15 protein-coding genes are annotated in these 21,924 nt (G+C 43.3%); 2 read left to right on the top strand and 13 right to left on the bottom strand.

What is annotated here, in order from left to right; genetic code table 11:
* Positions 1 to 54: 54 nt before the first annotated feature.
* The 7 genes from VPNCDNU1_RS28375 to nhaD form a co-directional block, all read right to left on the bottom strand.
* Entirely contained in the window at positions 55 to 918 is an 864-nt protein-coding gene (locus tag VPNCDNU1_RS28375; RefSeq protein ID WP_104403482.1) for an alpha/beta hydrolase, read from the bottom strand.
* 205 nt (positions 919 to 1,123) lie between these two features.
* Positions 1,124 to 3,295, bottom strand: coding sequence for a sensor domain-containing protein (locus tag VPNCDNU1_RS28370; RefSeq protein ID WP_104403481.1), 2,172 nt, complete (start codon positions 3,293 to 3,295; stop codon positions 1,124 to 1,126).
* Positions 3,296 to 3,310: 15 nt separating this feature from the next.
* Complete coding sequence (locus tag VPNCDNU1_RS28365; RefSeq protein WP_104403480.1) at positions 3,311 to 3,811, bottom strand: Rab family GTPase; 501 nt, start codon at positions 3,809 to 3,811, stop codon at positions 3,311 to 3,313.
* Between the two features lie 16 nt (positions 3,812 to 3,827).
* Complete coding sequence (locus tag VPNCDNU1_RS28360) at positions 3,828 to 5,792, bottom strand: OmpA family protein (RefSeq protein WP_104403479.1); 1,965 nt, start codon at positions 5,790 to 5,792, stop codon at positions 3,828 to 3,830.
* Entirely contained in the window at positions 5,793 to 6,227 is a 435-nt protein-coding gene (locus tag VPNCDNU1_RS28355; protein ID WP_104403478.1) for a hypothetical protein, read from the bottom strand. It lies immediately after the preceding gene.
* Between the two features lie 285 nt (positions 6,228 to 6,512).
* Positions 6,513 to 7,517 (bottom strand): substrate-binding domain-containing protein, encoded by a 1,005-nt coding sequence (locus tag VPNCDNU1_RS28350; RefSeq protein WP_104403477.1) that lies wholly within the window; start codon positions 7,515 to 7,517, stop codon positions 6,513 to 6,515.
* Positions 7,518 to 7,752: 235 nt separating this feature from the next.
* Positions 7,753 to 9,180: a sodium:proton antiporter NhaD gene (nhaD, locus tag VPNCDNU1_RS28345; protein WP_174715177.1), complete on the bottom strand. Its 1,428-nt coding sequence runs from the start codon at positions 9,178 to 9,180 to the stop codon at positions 7,753 to 7,755.
* Positions 9,181 to 9,900: 720 nt separating this feature from the next.
* On the opposite strand from nhaD, the gene VPNCDNU1_RS28340 reads away from it, so the two are divergent.
* The gene (locus VPNCDNU1_RS28340; RefSeq protein ID WP_104403476.1) at positions 9,901 to 10,482 is read left to right on the top strand and encodes a class I SAM-dependent DNA methyltransferase; all 582 of its coding nucleotides are present in this window, start codon (positions 9,901 to 9,903) and stop codon (positions 10,480 to 10,482) included.
* Positions 10,483 to 10,601: 119 nt separating this feature from the next.
* Positions 10,602 to 10,982, top strand: a complete 381-nt coding sequence (locus VPNCDNU1_RS28335) for a PilZ domain-containing protein (protein WP_104403475.1) — start codon at positions 10,602 to 10,604, stop codon at positions 10,980 to 10,982.
* 97 nt (positions 10,983 to 11,079) lie between these two features.
* On the opposite strand, the gene VPNCDNU1_RS28330 is transcribed toward VPNCDNU1_RS28335, so the two are convergent.
* The 6 genes from VPNCDNU1_RS28330 to VPNCDNU1_RS28305 all read right to left on the bottom strand — a co-directional run bounded on the left by VPNCDNU1_RS28330 (position 11,080) and on the right by VPNCDNU1_RS28305 (position 21,311).
* Entirely contained in the window at positions 11,080 to 12,672 is a 1,593-nt protein-coding gene (locus VPNCDNU1_RS28330; RefSeq protein ID WP_104403474.1) for an ABC transporter ATP-binding protein, read from the bottom strand.
* 2 nt (positions 12,673 to 12,674) lie between these two features.
* A complete protein-coding gene (locus tag VPNCDNU1_RS28325; protein ID WP_104403473.1) occupies positions 12,675 to 13,691 on the bottom strand; it encodes an ABC transporter permease in 1,017 nt (338 codons plus the stop codon).
* 2 nt (positions 13,692 to 13,693) lie between these two features.
* Positions 13,694 to 14,782, bottom strand: coding sequence for a microcin C ABC transporter permease YejB (locus tag VPNCDNU1_RS28320; protein WP_104403472.1), 1,089 nt, complete (start codon positions 14,780 to 14,782; stop codon positions 13,694 to 13,696).
* Between the two features lie 121 nt (positions 14,783 to 14,903).
* Positions 14,904 to 16,718, bottom strand: a complete 1,815-nt coding sequence (locus tag VPNCDNU1_RS28315; protein ID WP_104403471.1) for an extracellular solute-binding protein — start codon at positions 16,716 to 16,718, stop codon at positions 14,904 to 14,906.
* A 269-nt stretch (positions 16,719 to 16,987) separates the two neighbouring features.
* The gene (locus VPNCDNU1_RS28310) at positions 16,988 to 20,140 is read right to left on the bottom strand and encodes an efflux RND transporter permease subunit (protein WP_167404918.1); all 3,153 of its coding nucleotides are present in this window, start codon (positions 20,138 to 20,140) and stop codon (positions 16,988 to 16,990) included.
* Between the two features lie 16 nt (positions 20,141 to 20,156).
* Positions 20,157 to 21,311 (bottom strand): efflux RND transporter periplasmic adaptor subunit, encoded by a 1,155-nt coding sequence (locus VPNCDNU1_RS28305; RefSeq protein ID WP_104403469.1) that lies wholly within the window; start codon positions 21,309 to 21,311, stop codon positions 20,157 to 20,159.
* Positions 21,312 to 21,924 lie beyond the last annotated feature (613 nt).

The following is a 21,924-nucleotide window of genomic DNA, read 5'->3' as shown; positions in this document are numbered from 1 at the left end:
TGCCGGTGGATACTTTTTTGGCTTATAATACTCTAGCTTTCTGATATTATTGGCTTATTTCCCTTTTTTACACACAGAAGGGTAACATTGATACACCGCTCGAATACCATGGAACAAGCTGTCGTATACTACCGACGGATGAGTTTCAGTGGTTTCGATTTGGTAGGTGGAATTGATAGTGAATTGATTAGAAATAATCTTAGAAACCAAGTCGATACCACCAATATGTTCTATGTACAGCTCCATAATGTCGGATGGAATGTCTTCTTCCCAAGCAGCAGAAATGTAGACCATATGTTGGTTAGAAGGGAAATTTGCAGCGGCATCTGTAAACTGCTCTACCATGACTTGGTCATCCCACCATAAAGATGGATCTATTGCTACGTAGCCTTCAAAAATCGCTCGTGCATCAGGAGAAAGTAGGCTTGAAAGTGTAAATAGACCACCAAAAGAATGACCAGCCAACACCTCAAACCCATCGGTGCGATATTCACGATTAACCCAAGGTACCAGTTCATCGGTAACAAACTTTTCAAATTGTTTACTCTGACCAGTAACGACGCCAGGAGGCACGTTGCCCCCAGTCATTACCGTCGGCGTTAAGTCGCGCGCGCGGATCTGCCCTGGGTTTTCAATACCAACTAAAATTGCGTCGGGTACATCTGCACGAGTTGTTAGCGCCCACATAGCACCTTGTAGATTTTTTAGTAAGTATTTGCCGTCGGTCGTGTAGATCACAGGGTAGTGTTTGTTTGGATTTTCGTGATAGCTATTTGGAAGTGAAACCCACACATTTCGCTCTTCACCCAACACTGACGACGTCAACGTAAAAGGTTTTATCTCTGGCCATTGCAGCATGTCTGATGACTGTGCGGCCGATACCCAAAACAATAGAAGAAAACTTACCCACTTATTCATATTCACGCCTTTTAGTTAGAAGGAGTATCGATAGAAATTATCGATAAATCATATGAGATTATTTGGGTATATAAGCGTTTGTCTTGATGATTTACGTACTAGAGAGAAAAAGTGCGACGAACCATCAAATAAAGAGACGTAGAACAAGCCGCGCATTCGCTGATATTTTTATTAATTAATGGTAGAAGTTAAGCCCTCAAAGAATTTAAGGGCTTGATTTTACAATCCGCTTCTCTTCCGTTTCGGTTTTATAAGCCAGTTCCAGTTGCTTAAAAGGAAGAGGCTTGTAGAAGTAATAGCCCTGAATGTAGTCGCAATTCACACTGGTGAGGCATTTGAGTTGTTTTAGTGTTTCCACACCTTCTGCAATCACTTTAAGGTTTAAGCTGTGCGCTAGCTCAATAAGAGATGTGGTGATAAGCATGCTTTGATTATTTGCTGGTAATTCGTCAACAAATTCTTTGTCGATCTTAATAAAATCAACGGGCATTTGGCGTAAGTAGTTAAGTGAAGAAAAGCCTGTGCCGAAATCATCAAGCGCGACGGTGACTCCGAGTTGTCGGATTTGATGCAGCACGTCAAGGATGGAGTCTATATCCGCGAGCAAACCACTCTCTGTTATTTCTAGCTCTAGGTTTTCTGATGGTAATCCACTCTTCTCCAGTGCCTTGACTACGTGATTAAAGAAGTCGGGGTGCTTGAGCTGTTTGGTTGAAACATTCACCGCCATTCGAATGTTTATGCCTTTATCAAGCAGCGTTTTGGCATCATTGCAGGCTTGTTCTAGAACCCAACGACCTAAAGGAATGATTTGACCGGAATCTTCGGCAATGGGTATAAAATCGTTAGGGTAAATTGTTCCTTCGGTATTGTGTTCCCAGCGCACGAGTGCCTCAACGTTAAACTCATCGCTGGCATTAACATTCGTTTTGGGCTGATATAGCAAATGAAAATCATCATTCTTAATCGCATCATGAATATCATGTTCACGTTGTAGCCTTAGAGAAAACGTGAGATCCAATTGCTCGGTGTAAATACGGCATTGGTTTCTTCCCAGCTCTTTCGCCGACGACATGGCCAAATCAGAATGCTTAACCACTTCAACAAGGCTGATTGAATCCTCAATGGTTGCAATACCGATACTGGCAGTAATACTAACGGACGTTTCGTCGAGCAAAACAGGTTCGCTGATCGACCTTCGGAGCCTGTCCGACATGGGTTTTAGCTGCTCTGCTGCACCAAACGCGATGATGGTAAACTCATCGCCACCAAGGTGAGAAACAAAGTCTTTTTGTTTTACACATCTCGAAATACGCGAACCAATGAGCTTTAGAACATTATCTCCTTGTTCAAACCCAAATTTGTCGTTGATGCGTTTAAAGTAATCTAAGTCGATGTACAAAACGGAATAGGTTGTTTTGTTTTTCCGAGATGCTTTGTCCCTTTCTTGGATCTTACGCCAAAAATAGCGCCGATTGGGAAGTTGGGTGGTGTATTCAAACCCAGTGTAATTTGAACTGTCGTGCTTTTCATCTAGGCGAAGATTTGAAATATCGTGGATGATACAAACAAAGTGAGTGACTTGTTGGCGTTCATTTTTAATCGGTGCAATGTTCAGCCGAACAAAGTGTTTTTGTTCTTGTATAGTTCGCGTGGAAAACTCGCCTTCCCAATAAGAACCCGCGGTTAAAACACGGTTCATTTCTGGGTAAATCGGTTCGGCTTCGGAGCACCATCTTTCAAGCAATGCCAAAGGTTGCGAGCTGGCGATATCCTCTATTTGAAAGAGCTTTTTGAATTCGTTGTTGATGTTGAGTACTTTACTTTTCGAATTGAAAATGATCACCGCGGCGGGTTCAGATTTGATTGCATCTCCGATGATTTTCATACTGGCATTTTCATCAAATAACTGAGCAATGTCCGATTGAAGGTTTCGCTGCCTATGATTGAGTTCCGTGACCAGCTTTTCATTAAGTAATGCAATATCCCGAGCCTTCTGCATCATGTCTTGCTCTACTTTGAAATGCTCGGTTCGATTCTCGATAATGAGTAAATTACAACCGTTGTTATTGGAAGCAATCGCGGTCAGTTGAACTTCCTCTCCATCAGCGTTTGATTCCGTCCAGACTCCAGAGCTGATGGATTCTTTTGATTTGGGTTTGCACCAAACGGAGTCGGCATCAATGATGAAATTTTCGATGAAGGGAAATGCAAGGCACAGGTCGATAAGATTGGCATCAAACGTAGTCGCAGTTTGATCAAAGTAGAGTTCACTAAACCAGTTAGCGCAAGGGTTCAATAACGTAAAGCTTTTATCTTGATTTCGCAGTAGGACAACGTAATTTAAAGACGTCAATACTGCTTCTAAGTGGTTCATGGTGTTGTCCTCGGCTTAATCACGTTCCAGCATTAGTTCGGCTAATTTTTGGAACGCTTCATCGACGTTTTTTCCATCTTTTGCGCTGGATTTAAACACGGTAGATACCTTTTGTTCTAGTTTGGTTATTTTGTCTGGTCCGATAACCCACTGATCTTCCAAGTCGCATTTGTTTAGCATCAATACGACGGGAATATCATTACAGTTGTCGCTGATCAGGGTTCTTAGCTCGTTGGCCACTTCTAGGCTATCTGGGCGGGTTCCATCAACAACCAACATAGCGCCAGATGCACCTCTCAAATAGGAGACATTGATGTTGGTATACACATCTTTGCCTTCGATATCCCATACCAGAAGTTGTACTGGTTCTAGCGTTGAATCGATAAACTTCTTCGAAATTTTCACGCCTATTGTTGTGTGGTATTTTTCGGTGAAAATACTTTCGACAAAACGCCTCACCAAACTGGTTTTCCCTACCGCAAACGCTCCAATCATGCAGATTTTCTTTGCTTTCATGCGTGGCCTCTTATGCTCACAAATCCTTGTTTATCACATCTATGGTGACTCTTCTTAATGCAGACGAGATACTTTCTGTTGATTCTATATTGCTGATATTTAGGGTAATGATGTGATTTTCATTAATGCCATTATCCATCATGACTTGCTTAACGTTGGATGCTCTTTGTTTACTGAGCTGGATGTTCCTTTCTTTGGAACCAATATCGTCGGAGTACCCCGTCACTATAAATATAGGCGTAAGTGGTGGATTAAGTGTTTCCCCGAGCTGCATCAGTGATTTCGCTTGGCTCACAAACCGAGCAATCTCTGATTTGTCATTTTTAGGTGTAACCACATTGAGCTCGTATTGAAACCGCACTTGATTCAGTGATTGAGAGAGTTGGTCATATTGTTTTTGGAAATCGGGTGATTTTTTAAGCGTAGTTAAAGCTGCCATTTCTACATCAAGGCTTAACTCCTTACTGCTTAGGTAACGATGAATGCTCGCTAGTGTCTCAGGGTACACTTCACCAGACAGCGATACCTTCTCTTGCTCAAAAATTAAAGAGATTGTTTCGCCATCACCAATCAAACTGGTGAGTTGCTGCTTAAGAAATCCTCTTTCCAATTGCTCTGAAGCGGTAGGCTCTGAGGGAAGTACAGTTATGCCTTGCACAGACAGCGTAAGGCTGCTGTCTATTTTTGTTATGTAGCGCTTAAGCTGTTCCAATGTGCTTGGTTTCAATTCACCAGAAACGTTAACCGTGCGATCAGATAGCCAAATACGAGCTGATTCACCCTCACTTAAAGATGAAATGAGGTTATGCCGAACCACATCTATAACGGTGAGGTTGTATTGAGGCAGTTCACCCGATTCACTGAAATCAACGACTTTGTCGTCAACCGATTGAGTTGTGTGAAGGTAGTTAATGTTTTCTAAGATGTCGCTAGGCGCTCGTGACCCCGGTTTGCGAAGGACAGAAAGGGTGATGTTGTCGTCCTGTATGATGGATTCCACAATTAAATAATTAGGTTCATACTCAAAGACTTGACGAGTAATTTCATGTTCGTTACTGACGTTAATATGAACAAATAACTTGTATAACCCGACCACAATAAAAACCAGCAGCACCGCAAATAACCGCCATGGAAAGCGTTCTTTTGCGTTATCTTCGAGTGTGTTTTTAAGTAAGCAGCTTTCTAATAGAGGAGCCGAAGAGGCAAATTCGTCATTATCTCCGCTGAAATGAACCAACTTGTCGGAGAAATCTTGCTCAATTTTTTCGACAGTAGTGGAAATAGTGGTGTCGACCAGTTGATTTGGGATCCCTCTAACGGCAGCAGCCAATATGACATGCGGTGCGACTTCAATCTTGAGCAATAAATCGCCAAGCCTAACGCCTTCAAGTGTGTCGTTACTGTCGCTACTAAAGGAGTCGGATACAAAATCAGTAATGGCCGTGAGCATACTGGAAACGAGTTCCGGATCGCTGGTTTCTGTCCCTTCATTTGCGACGGAATTCAGCAGAAGCCCCGTTTCCCTGTGGATCAGAAGTACCTGTTCCACCTGAAAGACAGACGTTTTCATCAAGAGGAATTGAGCGTAACTGATGCCTTGTCGCCATGCTTGATAGCGCCATTTGATGGATTTTAAGCTGAAGTTTTGGGTTAGAACTTGATTGAGAGAGTTGACCAGCTGGTTAAATGTGGCACTAACAGATTTCCGTACAGCGGCCCCGATGACTGGGTAAAGAATGTCGGCAAAGCGTTGTGTACTGTTATTGATGGAAACTTCGATGGCGCTGTCAATAATGGGAGAAAGTTCTTCGGTAACTTTGTTGTCTTTTTGATTTCTTTGTTTAATAGCTTCTACGATGACGTCTGCCACTCGGCTGGTTTCGTCATTTTTATCTATGTAGTCATTAAGAGCGTTTTCGTATTGCTCTCCAAGCACTAAGGAACGGAGTTCCTCAATTTTTGAATTGTCCCGATTGATCATTTAATTCCCATCGAGATCTTCGGCCATGGTCGAAAGCAATGTCGCTAATGTTTTTCTATCCGCTTTGTTGTTTTTCAGGTCTTCCGAAACGCTGTCAATTTTATTGAGAGCTTCTTCGTGTTTGTCATGAAGCTGTTGAGATAATTCTCCCACTTCCTGAGTAAAGTGCATCTCTAGGCTGCTGTTACTTTGCTGGCTTGTTTGAGCGAGCCCTTCTAAAGAGTCTGCCAATTTGGAGATTTGCAGATTAATGGCATCCAATTTTTTCTCTATCTGTATAAAGGTTTGATTTGTTCGCTCAGAAAGATCCTCAATGGCGGTTTCAATGGATTCGGCTCGTTCACCAAATAAAAGGTGTTGAATTTGCGCTAACTGCTCGGAATCATTTTTCTTAGGCTCAACTTCTACATTTGAGCTCTTTGATTGCTTGGTCATACAATCTCCCTATTTAGATTAACCTTACTCTCAATCTGGAAAAAACATCACTTTTAAGCGTATGTGGTGATTAAGATTTAATCAAATAAGTGAGGCGACGAGTGCCATTTTATAGATAGAAATGTGAGTATGGACGAGATGCAGGCGTAAAAGCGTAAATGGAGCAGACGTTTTTCTGTTAGCTCAATGCGTTAGATTGCGATGAAATGCATTGATTTTTGGGGGTGAGTGAAGTGATCAACTAAGAACAGTGTCAACTTCGAACTATGTCAACTAGGCGCTTAGTCAACTACGAGCTTTGTCAACAGAGTTTCTTCTCACAAGAGTGGGGGATAACATGACCGGTTCGGTATGTACGGTTTCCCCGTTAGCCAAATCAAGCGACAATCGTGCTGCTTGTTCTGCCATCATCTGGATTGGGTAACGGATAGTGGTTAACTTAGGTGTTAAGTAACGAGCAATGGGGCCGTCATCAAACCCTATCACCGATACATTTTCGGGAACATCGAGTCCATTTTCATCCAAAATAGACATAGCCCCAGCAGCCATATAATCGTTGTAGGCAAACACGGCTGAAATGGGTAAGGATTGAGTCAGCAGGTGTGTCATCGCTTCTTCACCGCCTTCACTGTCTGGGTTACGATGCACAATGTACTTGTCGGAAAGTTCGATATTGTGATCGTTTAAAGCGGCAAGATAGCCCGCAATTCGTGCATCGACATCTTCAATGTGATGAGAAGATGAAATACAAGCAATGTTGGTGTGACCGTGGCGAATCAAATACTCAGTGGCAAGATAAGCACCTTTGTAATTGTCTAAGGCAATGCATCGGTGCGATATTTCAGGAATCTGTCGGTTAATCAAAACCATTCCACGAACTTCTTGGGTATAGCTAAGCAACTCTTTGTCAGACAAGCCTTTCGAGTGAATCACAAGGCTTTCGCAACGGCTGTTTACGAGCAATTCGATGGCTTCCCGTTCTTCATCAGCATTATGGTAACCATTCCCAATGAGCAAATGCTTTCCTTGTGTATGGGCGACATCATCTACTGCTTTAATGAGCGTACCAAAGAACGGGTCGGAGACGTCACTCACTAATACACCCATGGTATTGGTGGACTGGCTAACCAATGCGCGGGCGTTTGCATTTGGTCGATACCCCAACTGAGCCATTGCTGCGTTTACCGATTCAATAGCTTTGGTGCTCGCCTTGGGCGAACGATTGATCACTCGTGATACGGTAGCGACGGATACACCGGCGGTTTTCGCGACGTCTTTGATGGTTGCCATTTAATGAGCTCGAATAGAAAAAGAATGGGTAATGTAACGAATCATGGAAACAAAAGACATTTTTTAACACCGTTTTTCATCGTTGAAAATGTAATTCATTAAAATAAAAACAAAAAAATAATGTAAATCGTTTACATTATTTTTGGATAAAAAAGGTGGCAAAGAAACTGCCACCTATCCATGCGCGTTTTCAGCAGAATGATTTCGCTCAGTCATACCAAAACGCTTAGCAGAACTAGAACAGCGAACCGTTGATCATAAGATGCAACACAATGCTCACCATGTAGCCCAAACTGATCACGGGCGCCCATTTTAGATGCCCGAAGAAGGTATATTTTCCGTGTGCTGCGCCCATTAGTGCTACACCAGCGGCGCTGCCAATAGAAAGCAAGCTTCCGCCGACCCCCGCAGTTAATGTAACAAGCAGCCAGTTGCCGAGTGTCATTTCTGGTTGCATGGTGAGTACAGCGAACATGACAGGAATGTTATCTACAATGGCAGAAAGTATCCCTACCATAACGTTTGCCCATACTGGATCCCATTGCGTGTACATAATTTCAGAAACCATGCCTAGGTAACCGATTAGGCTTAAACCACCCACACACATAACAACGCCGTAGAAGAACAGTAGTGTATCCCACTCGGCATGCGACACACGACGGAATACGTCAAACGGTACAACAGAGCCTAATCTACGCAGTGCTTCTTCATCGTGTGAGGCTTGCGCTTTGGCACGCTTTTTCGCCAAGGACATAGGCAATGTTTTGCGAAGGAAAAATCCAAAGAACTGCAAATAGGCTAAACCCATCATCATCCCAATGACGGGTGGGAAGTGTAATAAGCCGTGGAATGCGACGGCAGTGGCAATGGTCAGTAAAAACAAAACTACAATACGTCTTGCTCCGCGTTTTAGTTCAACCACTTCTTTAATTGCGTCTGGCTGCTCTTTTGGAATAAAGAAAGCCATAATGACGGCTGGAACAACATAATTAGCGACCGAAGGAATAAATAAGGTGAGGAATTGGCTGAAAGAAACGAGCCCAGCCTGCCAAACCATCAAGGTTGTGATGTCGCCAAATGGGCTGAATGCGCCCCCCGCATTTGCGGCAACAACGATGTTAATACAAGCGAGATTGATAAAGCGCGTATTGTTCCCGCCCACTTTCATGACAACAGCACACATTAGAAGCGCAGTGGTTAAGTTATCTGCAATAGGGGAGATAAAGAACGAGAGTATGCCGGTGATCCAGAAAAGCGTTCGCAAGTTGAACCCTTTGTTCACCATCCATGCTTGCAGCGCATCAAACAGTCTGCGTTCTTCCATCGCACTGATGTAGGTCATCGCAACAAGTAGGAAAAGCAGCAACTGCGCGTATTCCAGCAAGTTATGTTCGAGGGCATGTTTAGCTGTTTCTATCTGACCGTCTGCTTGAAACGCAAACCCAATAATAATCCATATTAAACCTGCCGCGAGAAGCACAGGCTTAGACTTACGAAGCTGCAGGTACTCTTCTGCCATTACAAGGCAATAAGCGAGCCCAAAAATAATCAACGCAGCATATCCCACACCAGAAGAGGTATAGCTGGTGGAAGATTCGGCGGCAAAACTAGGAAAAGAAAATAAAGTAAAACACACAATCAGCAGGCGTAAAAAAACACTCATCACTTACTCGACTCCTTGAGACTCAAAGATGGCTTGTTTACAACCAACCCTAGGCCGACGGCATTAGATTGGTATGATAAAACACATCTTATGGTTATTTTATGTCGTTTTTGTCACAGGTGTTTAAATCGAGAAACAATTGGTCGAATTCAGGAAAGGAAAGAAAAAGTTAGGTAACTCCGACAATCAATTAAGGATTTAAACAATGGACAATTGCGGATATTTTATACAACTTAAAGTCTGAGAAAAGTGATGTAGCTTGGGTATCACGTGCTGATTCCAATAAAGTCCGTCATTTGATATTTGAGTTACCGTTATTTGTTCTGAAAATTACGGTATTTTTTATCGTTCCATCTGTTGTTATATGCGTACTTATGACCATCAACAAACTTCATCATGCTCAAAACCTTATCCTTAAGATCAAGAGAACGATATTGATTGACGCAATTTTAGATGACATTTCGGTTAAAATGTTTCAATGAAGTCTTCTTTTTAACCGAATTCGAAACGGAGTCGAAAAATAATCTCAACTGCTTGTTGATACAAATTAGACTTAACGCCCGATTTGGTGAACTTTTGTATCGGTGAGTGTGTATCTAGGCTAGCTTTGGTTTAGTCTATACGTCTCTTATACCCAAGTATCTTGCTAAAAATGTATGCAGTTACGTCTTTACACAGGATCTTTGGGTATAAGCTTGTAAACATTTTGGGGAAAATACCATGTCCAACGAATGGGATGAATACGCAGAGAACTGGGAGCAAGATGCGGCAACTGCGATTTATGCGCAAAAAGCATTCGAACAGCTCGAAGAAAGAGTAAGCCTTGAGGGATTGAAAGTACTGGATTTTGGATGTGGCACAGGGTTGCTCACTCAAAAGCTTTCCCCTTTAGTAAAAGAAATTGTCGCTTTGGATTCGTCTGAGAAGATGATTGAGCAATTGGATGCGAAAGAATTGATAAACGTAGAGCCTGTCGTCGATGAGCTTACACGTGGTTTGGTGGCTTATCATCCGGCTTTCCGTGGTCAGTTTGATATCGTTGTGGCTTCTTCCGTATGCGGCTTTTTGGACAACTTTGAAGAGTCTGCAAAGATAATCCATTCATTGCTCAATGACGGTGGCCTATTTGTTCATTGGGACTGGCTAGTTGAAAGCGATAATGAAAGCTATGGCTTAACGCAGAGTAAAGCTAAGAAAGCATTGACAAAAGCGAAGTTCAGTAGCGTTACTATCGACACACCTTTCCATATTGATTCTAACAAAGGCTCTTTACCAGTCTTGATGGGCGTAGCTCAAAAATGATGAGCTGACCGATAAAGAAGAACTCAATTTTGGAATCTGTTAAGCTACTTACTGCCAGAGTTTAAATTACTGCCAGAGTTTAAATTACAGTCAGTGTTTAAAATACAGAAAAAACATAGATGGAACACAGCATTTCTAAACAATCCAGACAATATTACCGCTTAAGGTATCCGAAGTCGGAACGACCAAGAATCAAAGCTTGGAATAAACAGTTCTTAGTGACCGAGATATCTGAAAAGGGGCTGCGGTTACTATTTTCATCCGAAGTTGATGTGAAAAAGAGGATGGAAATAAAGGGGACCATTATATTGAGTGGCGGCGAATCATTTGACGTCGTTGGAGAAGTGTTGCGTTTAGATGGGGCCGAGCTCGTGATTAAACTGAACGAAGGACCCAGCTTAAAACATATGGCAGCAGAGCAAATTAGAATCCGCAAAAAATTCCCAGGCTTTTTCGACTCAATAAAAGCTCAGAATGAATCAAACAGGCAAACCAAATAGGTTTGCCTTTTTTATACCTGCTTCATTCTGCGTAGAAGCACATGCATTAAGTATGAATAACTTCAGCTCAAGATAAGGCACAGCATAACGCATTGAATCAAAGGCTTGAAAGGTTTACCAATTGGCGAGTATAGTCTTGCTGCGGTGAATGGAACAAGTCTTCTGTAACGCCTTGCTCTACCACTTGACCATCCTTAAGCACCAAAGTGTAGTGACAAAGTGATTTGACCACATTTAAGTCGTGACTGATAAAAAGATAAGTCAGTTCGTACTTTTGTTGAAGTGACTTTAAGAGATCAAGTACTTGTGCTTGAACGGTTCTGTCTAGCGATGAAGTCGGTTCATCTAAAAGGATAAACTCAGGCTTAAGAATAATCGCCCTCGCAATAGCGATACGTTGCCTTTGCCCGCCTGAAAACTCGTTTGGGTAACGGTGGCGAGTGTTCGAATCCAGCCCGACTTCCTCCATCGTTTCGCAGATTTGCCTATCCATATCAGATTCAGATAGGTCTTGATGAACTTTGAGCCCTTCACCAATGATTTGAGCGACGGACATTCTCGGATTTAGTGCAGAAAACGGATCTTGAAATACCACCTGCATTTTTTTTCGCAGTGGAAGCATTTGTTTTCGCCCGAAGCTTTCTATTGATTCGCCATTATATTGGATTATCCCTTCGCTGTTTAAGAGCCTAAGAATCGCCATGCCTGTGGTGGACTTTCCCGAGCCACTTTCACCGACTAGCCCTATCGTTTGCCCTTTTCGCAAACTGAAATTGACGTCAGTGACAGCTTTGATATGGGATACGACACGTTTGAGAATTCCTCCCGTAATGGGGAACCAGACTCTTAAATTTTCAGCGTGGACTAATACCTTGGAATTGACATCAGTATTTACCGGAGAGCCTTTGGGATCGGACTCGATTAGCTGCTGTGTATAGACATGTTCAGGATGAACAAATAGCTCTTTGGTTGCCCCCACCTCTACAAGGTTGCCATGTTGCATCACCGCGACGTTATCGGCGATTTGCCTTACGATACTTAAATCGTGAGTGATGAACAGCATTGCCATTCCTAGCTCGTCTTGCAAAGATTTGAGCAATTCAAGTATTTGGGCTTGAACAGACACGTCCAGTGCCGTAGTCGGCTCGTCTGCTATTAGCAATTCGGGTTCATTGATGAGTGCTAATGCAATCATTACACGCTGACGTTCCCCCCCAGATAGCTCGTGAGGATAGGCATCTATCTTAATTTCTGGGTTACGTATGCCGACTTTGTTTAGCCATTTAAGTGCGAGTTCTCGCGCTTGATTTGTTCTAAGCCCTCTATGAATTTCTACCGTCTCGACCAATTGGCGTCCGACTTTGTGAAGAGGGTTGAGCGATACCATGGGCTCTTGAAAAATCATTCCAATTCTTCCGCCACGCACACCGCGAAGGTGCCTTTCGCTGCAGGTAAGGAGATCTTTGTCGTCAAATAAGATACTGCCAGATAGGTATTGCGTGCTTCCTTTTGGTAGCAATCTCAAAATGGCGTTAGCTGTGACCGATTTCCCAGAACCACTTTCGCCAACTAAAGCGAGCGTTTCGCCTGCTCGAATAGAGAGGTTCACCCCGTGTGTGATGACATCTACATCGTTTTTGCGTCCGAACCCAACGGATAGATTACGAATCTTCAATACGCTCTCAGACATGTTTACCTCTGTTGATGTGGATCGAATGCATCACGTACGGCTTCGCCAACAAACACGAGTAAGCTCAACATAATGGACAATATGGCAAACGCAGAAAAACCAAGCCAAGGTGCTTGGAGGTTTGCTTTTCCTTGCGCCAGTAATTCACCAAGGGAAGGGGAGCCAACGGGTAACCCAAAGCCCAAGAAATCTAGCGAGGTAAGGGTGGTAACAGAACCAGATAGAATGAATGGCATCATGGTTAATGTTGCAACCATGGCGTTAGGCAACATATGCCGAAGAATGATTCTGCGGTCGCTGACCCCAAGAGCGTGTGCCGCTTTAACGTAATCAAAGTTCCGACCCCGAAGGAATTCGGCACGTACCACGCCCACCAAGCCCATCCAACTGAATAACACCATAATACCGAGTAGCCACCAGAAGTTTGGTTCAACAAAGCTTGAAAGTATGATGAGTAGAAAAAGTGTTGGCATGTTAGACCAAACTTCAATGAATCGTTGACCAAACAAGTCTAATTTCCCGCCGTAATACCCCTGCGATGCGCCAATCACCACACCTATAACACTGGAGACAATGGTTAAGGCAAACCCGAATAAAATGGATATCCGAAAACCATAAATAATTCTAGAGAGGACATCTCTGCCTTTATCATCAGTGCCGAGCCAATTTACATCGTCTGGTGGGGAAGGTGCGGGGTGGGCTAAATCGAAATTTATTGTGTCGTAGTGAAAGCGAATCAATGGCCAAATGATGTAACCCTTTTCTTCGATGAGATCGGTCACATATGGGTCGGTATAGTCGGCTTCGGCTTCAAATTCACCGCCAAAGTCAGTTTCTGCGTATTGAATGGCGACAGGGTAGTACCATTGATTATCAAAACTGATGAATAGCGGTTTGTCATTGGCGATAAGTTCGGCAAACAAACTAACGAAAAACAATAAACTAAATAGCCATAACGATACGAACCCTCGTTTGTTTGCCTTGAATCGCTGCCACCGTATTTCGAATAATGGGCTCATGCTTACCTCCCTTCAAAATCGATTCTTGGATCGACCCAAGAGTAGGTAAGGTCTGAGATAATCGCTAAGATCAGCCCTAACAACGTCATAATGTACAAGGTACTGAATACCACTGGGTAGTCACGTTGAATGGTCGATTCAAAGCCAAGCAGCCCAACCCCTTCCAATGAAAACATCACTTCAATCAGCATTGAGCCTGTAAAAAAGATGCTGATGAAGGCGCTAGGAAAACCAGCGATAATGATCAGCATGGCATTGCGAAATACGTGCTTATACAAAATGCTTTGCTCATCCAGCCCTTTTGCCCGAGCGGTAACCACATATTGTTTGTTGATTTCGTCTAAGAACGAATTTTTGGTGAGCATACTGAGCGTCGCGAATCCACCAATCACCATAGCAAGTGTTGGAAGGGCAAGATGCCAGAAATAATCAATGATTTGTTGATACCACGTCAGTTGATCAAAATTGGCAGAAACCAACCCTCTGAGAGGAAACCAGCTGAAATAATTACCGCTGGCGAACAGAATGATGAGCATGATGGCAAACAAAAAGCCGGGGATGGCGTAACCAATAATGACTAGGGCACTACTCCAAATATCAAAACGTGAACCATGATGAATGGCTTTTAGAATACCCAACGGAATGGAGATAAAGTAAATGATGATGGTGCTCCATAACCCAAGGGAAATGGAGACGGGAAGCCGTTCTACAATGAGGTCGATGACATTACCGCCTTTGAAGAGGCTCTCACCAAAGTTAAATGTGGCGTAGTTGTAAAGCATAGTGAAATAGCGTTCGTGAAGTGGTTTATCGAAGCCAAACTGCTTTCGGATTTCTTCAACTACTTCAGGATCTAATCCACGTGAACCGCGGTAATCCCCAGACGGATCATCGGTCGGGACTCTTTGTGCGATTTCTTGACCGCCGCCAGTAAAGCGCTCCATTACCCCAGATTCCAGCCCCTCGATTTGAGCCAGAGCTTGTTCAACAGGCCCACCAGGTGCAATCTGAATTACAAAAAAGTTGATCGTAATGATGGCCCACAATGTTGGGATTACCAGCAATAACCTTCGAAATATATAGGCTGTCATAAATCCTTTTAAGCTTGTTATTTTCTATGCCGTTCTCTTGCTCTCGCTATTTGCGTTGAACCAGAGTTGAATATCGCTAGATAAGTAAAGCACCACCCCGTGAGAGGTGGCATCAAGAATGTTACCGGCGTTTCTCTGGCAGCTTTTGAGCCTTATCGGTATTGATCCACCAAGTGTCCAGCCCTAAGTCATACGCGGGTCGCGTTGCTGGTCGGTCAAATTTGTCCCAAGAAGCCACGCGGAAAATTCCAATGTGCCAAGTCGGAATGGCAAGAAAGTTCCATTGCAAAACCCGATCGAGTGCTCGACCCAAATAAATGAGCTTGTTAGGGTTGTCTTGATTATCTGCAATAGCTTCAGTCAGGCTATCAATAGTGGAATCAATCAAGCCGGGGCGGTTATAGGTGCTGTCTAGGAATTTACTGTGCCAAACCAATTGGGTATTAGGACTAGGATAGTTTCCAGAAGAGATTTGTGCGAACACCATGTCGTAATCTCTGTCGCGGTAACGCTTCAAATATTGCGTGGTGTCGATAGTACGAATTTTCATTTCAATCCCCATTTGCTTCAGATTCTTCTGAATAGGAATGGAAAGGCGCTCTGTACTGGGGCTATAGATCAGAAGTTCGAACGTCATGGCTTTGCCAGTTTCTACGTTCGTCATGACTTTATTTTTTAACTCCCAACCCGCTGATTTAAGTAATTTAAAGGCAGTTCGCATTTGCGCGCGGATTCGACCACTACCATCGGTTGAGGGGGGCACATACACATCGGTGAAGACTCTATCTGGTACTTTGCCTTTAAAGGGCGTTAAAATTTTCAGTTCTTGCTCATCGGGAAGTGACTTCGCTTGATAATCGGTATTTTGAAAATAGCTGCTTGTTCGAGAATACTGATTGTAGAACAAGTTCTTATTCATCCATTCGAAATCCATGGCATAAGTTAATGCTTCTCGGACTCGTATGTCTTGAAAAACAGGGCGCTGGACGTTAAACACAAAACCTTGCATAGATTGAGGAATGGAGTGAGGAATTTCTTCCTTTTTAATGTAGCCCTTGTCGAAGTTAGTGCCTGTGTAAGCGGTCGCCCAGTTTTTGGATATGTTCTCACTTCGATAGTCGTATTCACCCGCTTTAAACGCTTCTAGCATTACGGTGTCATCACGATAATAGTCGTAAACCACCGTATCAAAGTTGTTTCTGCCTATGTTGACAGGTAGTGATTCTCCCCAATAATCTTTCACGCGGCTGTAGGTAACACTTTGCCCAGACTTATAGCTGGTTATTTTGTATGGGCCGCTGCCTACAGGCGGTGTATCTAAAGGTTCTGAAAAGTCCTTATCCTTCCAGTAATGAGAAGGTAAGACAGACATATTGCGGATCAGCGAGAACAACACTTCTTTGTTTCCAGTATTCAGCTCTACTCGCGCAGTAGTGTCGCTGATTGCTTTCACAGATTTGACGTCTTTGTAATACGTTCTGTATTGAACAACACCCTGTGTCATGAACTTTTGAAAGGTAAATTCTACATCATGAGCAGTAATAGGTTTTCCGTCATGAAATTTTGCCGAAGGTCGAATGTCGACTTCCATCCAATTGTAGTCTTCGGTATAGCGAACTTTTTCTGCTATTAAGGCGTAGGAGGTGTCCAGCTCATCTTTTGATAAATGAAATAAGGAGTCGTAGAGTTCGCCGCTTGCTGCCGCTGAATCCCCCCTTGAGGCATATCGGTTAAAACTGTCGTAAGTGCCAATTTGTGCGTAGGTGACTTTCCCGCCTTTGGGGGCGTTAGGGTTAACGAAGTCAAAGTGTTTAAATCCTACGGGGTACTTTGCTTCCCCAAAGCCAACAAGCCTATCTGATTCGATAACATCGGCAGCAAATACTGTGCTGCACTGAAGTACTAACCCTAAAGCTATTACCGTCTTTCTTACCATGTACACGCTCCGTGTGAATCTGATTTTTTGTGTTGCTTTAGTCTTTGTTTTGATTAAAAAACCGTCGTCCTATATAAATTTCTAGCAGCAATATTGGAATTTTGAAAGAAGCGTTTTACTTGAATGTGAACTGATAGATTCTTATTTCGTTAGGGTCTTATCCCTAAGGCATTTTTGGCTTTATGCACAAGGAGAAGTATCTATAGCAGGGGGATTAGTATCGAAAGAGAGAAAAAACGCAGCGTCGGTGCGCTGCGTTTTGATTCGTTTTAGCTAATGGATCTTTCTTTTTTTTCCGATCTGGTCACGAAGGTTAAGAAGAAATCCTTCATGCGGATAAATAGGTTTCCAATGTCTTGCAGTATGAGATAGAGACATGGGACCAAAACCAACGTGAGTAAGGTAGCAAACAATACGGCAAAGCCAAGCGCTACCGCCATTGGGATAACAAATCGCGCTTGAAGGCTGGTTTCGAACATAATAGGAAGAACACCAGCAAATGTCGTAATGGAGGTCAGTAATATCGCCCTAAAGCGAGCACAACCCGCTTCAATAACGGCATCTTTCACCGATAGACCTTTTGCTCTGGCTTGGTTCACGTAGTCGGTCATCACTAGCGAATCATTTATCACAACACCCGCAGCAGCTATTAAACCAAACAAGGACATCATACTCATATCCAGACCAAACCAATAATGTCCCCATATCGAACCCGTTAAACTAAACGGAATAACCGACATGATAATCAGTGGTTGAGCGTAACTCTTCAAAGGTACAGCGAGAAGAATATAAACAATGATCATGCCTGCAATGAAAAAAGCGATTTGTTCATTTTGTTGTGCTTGTTGTTCTTCGATTGATCCGCCCAGCTGAGTTTTAACTCCGGGATATTTTGCCGTTATTTCAGGGAGCAACGTAGAGTCAACCAATTCTACAACTTCGTTTGGCTCGACCACCTCTTCATCTATCGACCCATAAACATAGACGGTGCGATAGCCTTCTTCCCGACGGATACTGCTGATCCCCGGTTTCTGGTCAATTTCAACCACATCACCCAGCATGACTTTATTGCCAGACGGTGTTGTGATAACCGCATATCGTAATGAAGAAAATGCTTCACGCGTAAGCTTAGGGTAGCGAACCATTACTTTCACTTCTTCACCATCGCGTATGATTCGTTGGGCTTCCCCTCCATAGAAACTGCCGCCAACTTGCTTAGCAATGTCGGAGAGATCCAAACCTAAGTCGTAGGCCACTGGGGCGAGAGAAAGTAAGACTTCTTTACTGCCCGTGTCGATGGAAGATGAAATGTCATAAAGACCATTTTGCTCTTGCAGCTTAGCGATCAATTCGCGACCCGCATTGTTCAATGTTTCGATGTCTGGACCAAACAGCAAATAACCGAACTCATCACCGCCGTCTCCACCGTTAACATCATCAATGATTGTGATGGACTTAAGACCAGGAATGACGGGAAGCCTGTCTCGCCAGCGACGAGAAAGCTCGAACGTGTTGAATGGACGAAGATCCTCGTCAACCAATGGAATCACAATACGTCCGCTTGTTCGACCGCGATTCATCGACAATAGGTCTTTAATCATGCCTTGACCGTGGGTGTCAATGGTCTCTTTTTCAACATCCCAAATAACATTTTCAATAACACGCAATGCTTCAATGGTTTGCTCGTCGGACACATTGTCGTTCATTGTTATCCGTACACCTGGGAAATCATGAGGCACTTTAGGGGAGGGAACGACACGTACATGATTAGAATCTATCATTGCGTAACTAACGGCTAATATAGCGATAAAGGTAGCAAAGACCGTCCAGCGCCATTGCGTACAGCGAGTAACAAAATTGCGGTATGGACCATTAACAAATCCAAAGAAGCGTTTGTTAAATCGATCTCGCCAACTGCCTTCTTTAATTGGCGTAAAATTGGTATGGGCCAAGTGAGCAGGCAGAATGAGCTTCGACTCGATTAAGCTAAAGATAAGACAAAGGATAACGACCGACGCAATTCCGAAAAAGAACGCTCGCTCCGGCCCTGTCGACATAATAAACGGGGCAAATACCGCAATCGTCGTTAGAACACCAAATGTGGCAGGGGTTGCCACCTTTTTTACGCCTCGGACAACATTGTTAACGCCACCCCCATGTTTCTCTATTTCTGAGTAGGCACTTTCACCCATAACAATGGCGTCATCGACAACAATACCCAGCACCATAATGAAGGCAAATAGAGAAATAATGTTAATGCTGACGCCGACAACCGGCATGAGCATCATCGCGCCCAAGAAACAGACAGGAAGACCAACCATTACCCAAAACGCCAGTTTTACACGCAGGAAAATACTGAGCATGATGGCAACAAGCACCGCACCTTGGAGTAGGTTTTTAAGCATCATATCCAAGCGCGCATTCAAATAATAAGTCATGTCGACTAAAGTTTTGATTTTCAATCCTTCAGGTAACGTCTTATTCTTATGTTCTATATACGCTTTTACGGACTCCGCGACGGGAATCATATTCTGATCTTTGGTTGCTTGCACGGAAAGGTAAATTGCGTTTTGTCCCGTGTACTTGAAGTGGCGTTCACCTTCAACAAATCCATCTTTAATAGTGGCAATATCCTGAAGATGAACTTTTGCACCATTGGCGCCAATTTTTACAGGAATGTGGCGGAATTCTTCCCCGCGGTAATATTGATTTTCAATTCGAACGGAAATCATACCCGTATTGGTGCTGACTTCTCCTGCTGAGTAATTCGCTGAATAACGCTGAATGGCATTGGTGATGTCGTTCAATGTTAGATCGTACTTTCTTAGCGTATCAGGGTGAACCTCGATGGCGATTTCATCTTCTGGTGCGCTTAAATCGACGAGGGCAACATTACTGAGTTGAAGCAGTTCGTCTTCAATGACTTTCGCTAAAGGTTTTAGCTCTGTTAGCGGTTTGTCGCCAACCAGAGCCATTTCGATGACATCTTGCTGCCATTCGACTTGGTATACGTTGACGGGCTCCATTGATGCAGGGAAGGAGGCAATGGAATCGACTTTTTGCTTCACTTTATTCAATACATCAGTGAGTTCAGCATCGACGTCAATTTCAAGTGACAGGTGCGCACTGCCACGTGAAGCCGTAGAAACGGCCTTTTTAATGTCTGTTACATCTTTTAGCGATTCTTCAATTTTTATCAAAATGCTTTCTTCAATCTCTTGAGGAGAAGCACCAGGATAGGAAGCACTGATGTTAACGTAGTTAACCTCGATGTTTGGGAACATCTGTCTTTGAATGAAGAAATAGCTCACCGCGCCCATTATGATGATAAAGATCATCATTAAGTTTGCCGCGACGGAGTTATTGGCGAAATAAGCAATCAACCCTTTTTCTGTAGGTTGAGTCGGTTTGTTAGTATCCATGTCCATGAATCAATCCTTATTTCGCAACACTAGCGGATTCAGAGCCTGATTGGGCGATTTCGACATTCATGCCTTTTTGTGGGTATTCAGGTAGCGTAAGTACCACTTGGTCTTTCTCTTCAATGCCACTACCAATCAAGAAAAACTCGCCTTCTTCGCGTAAAACGTTAACGGTTCTTGGCTCAAGTTGATTTTCTTCATTTACGATCCAAACCGTTTGATTATTAACAAGTTCCTGAGGGAGACGATAGATGTGTTTGAGCTCTTTACCGGCAAATCTAACCTGCACGTATGAACCGAATTTTAGTGCGCGTTTTTTCGAGTTCACGCCATAAGGATCTTCAATTTGAACGACAAGATTAACCATTCGTGTGCTGCTATCAACAATGCCGAGATCACGAGAAATAAAGCCTTCACGTTCTATAGAGCGAACACCTTTTTCAATAATGGTTGCTTTGATACCTCTGAGCGTATCGGGAAGGAATGAACTGTCGAACCCAGCAATAGGGATGCTGACTTCCGCGGCTTCAATGTTGTTGAGTTGTGCAACTTCGGATCCCGCTGAAACATACTGACCCACACCTATATTTCGTGATACAACGAGTGCATCATACGGTGCAAGTACTGTACAGTTCTCTAGGTCGCGTCTTGCGCGCTTTAAGCCGGCTTGGGCTGATTTTACTTGTGCTTGAGCACTCAATACTTGAGGCTTTCTTAAGTACAAGTCTGTCACTTGCTTTTTGTTTAGCGTTCTCGCTTGTTTTTGAGCGACCTTTGCTTTGGCTTGTTCTTCTATGAGAGAGGCTTTTGCGCTAGCAAGTGACGCTTCTGCTTGTAAAACCGCTGCTTCGTAGTTGTCTCGCTCTAATTGAAATAAAACTTCCCCGCGTTTCACGATTCCACCAGCGACAAAATTTGGGTGCCAGCTTGTCACTTCCCCAGATACTTGAGCGGAAAGTCGTGTTTTTTCTACGGGAGAAATTTCGCCAAAGCTTGAAATGATAACTTGGTGATCACTTGGGAATATGTTTTCAGCCTGAACCAAAGGTACGGTGATAACCTCTTTCTTTTCCTCAGCTTCTGGTCCGTTTGCTGCGATTACATTGAAAGCGCCGTAGGCACCGCCAAGAATTACTACTGGAGCCAACCAACGTAATAATTTTTTAGACATTTGCTTCCCTTTTCTTCTTTAAATTCATTTCTAATACGGATAAGAATGAGATCCGGTTTCGTGTGGTTTGATTGAATGATTTAAAAACTGGTGCACTTTAGAGCGTTCAATCAACCCAACGATAGGTACAACGTTTTGCGAGATTTCTGCAAACTAAGTGCCAATAATAAACTTGTATAATAACAGGTAGTTATGACAAGGTGATATATCTATCATTCTCCGTAATTGGTTTTATTAGCTAAGTGTTAGTAAAAAAAACCATATGGAAGAATATTCACAGGGTCCAATACAACATACGTAACCAAGTCATTCTGATAACCGATATCATGTCAGGCAGTCGTTAACACAAGATTAATTCGCCTGAGTCGTAGCAAGAGTTCGCACAATTGACGACATCTACGTTTTGAGACGTTTACTATGTCTGTATACCCAAGCACCTTGAGGTCATTTGGGTATATTATAAGGAGAGGGTGGATTCGATGCGTGACAGTTTGTGACAGCAGTTTGGTGTTTGTGTCGCTTTTCCTAACATTTCACCTTAACCTCATTGCTTGCTCCAACCTACCTCCGTACTCAAACGATCCCAAGGGAGAGTTTAACTGGCTTTCATACT

It is taken from the genome of Vibrio penaeicida, from assembly GCF_002933855.1.
GTDB lineage: Bacteria > Pseudomonadota > Gammaproteobacteria > Enterobacterales > Vibrionaceae > Vibrio > Vibrio penaeicida_A.
Note: the sequence above shows the minus strand (reverse complement) of the source record. Positions and strands in the feature narration are given on the sequence as shown.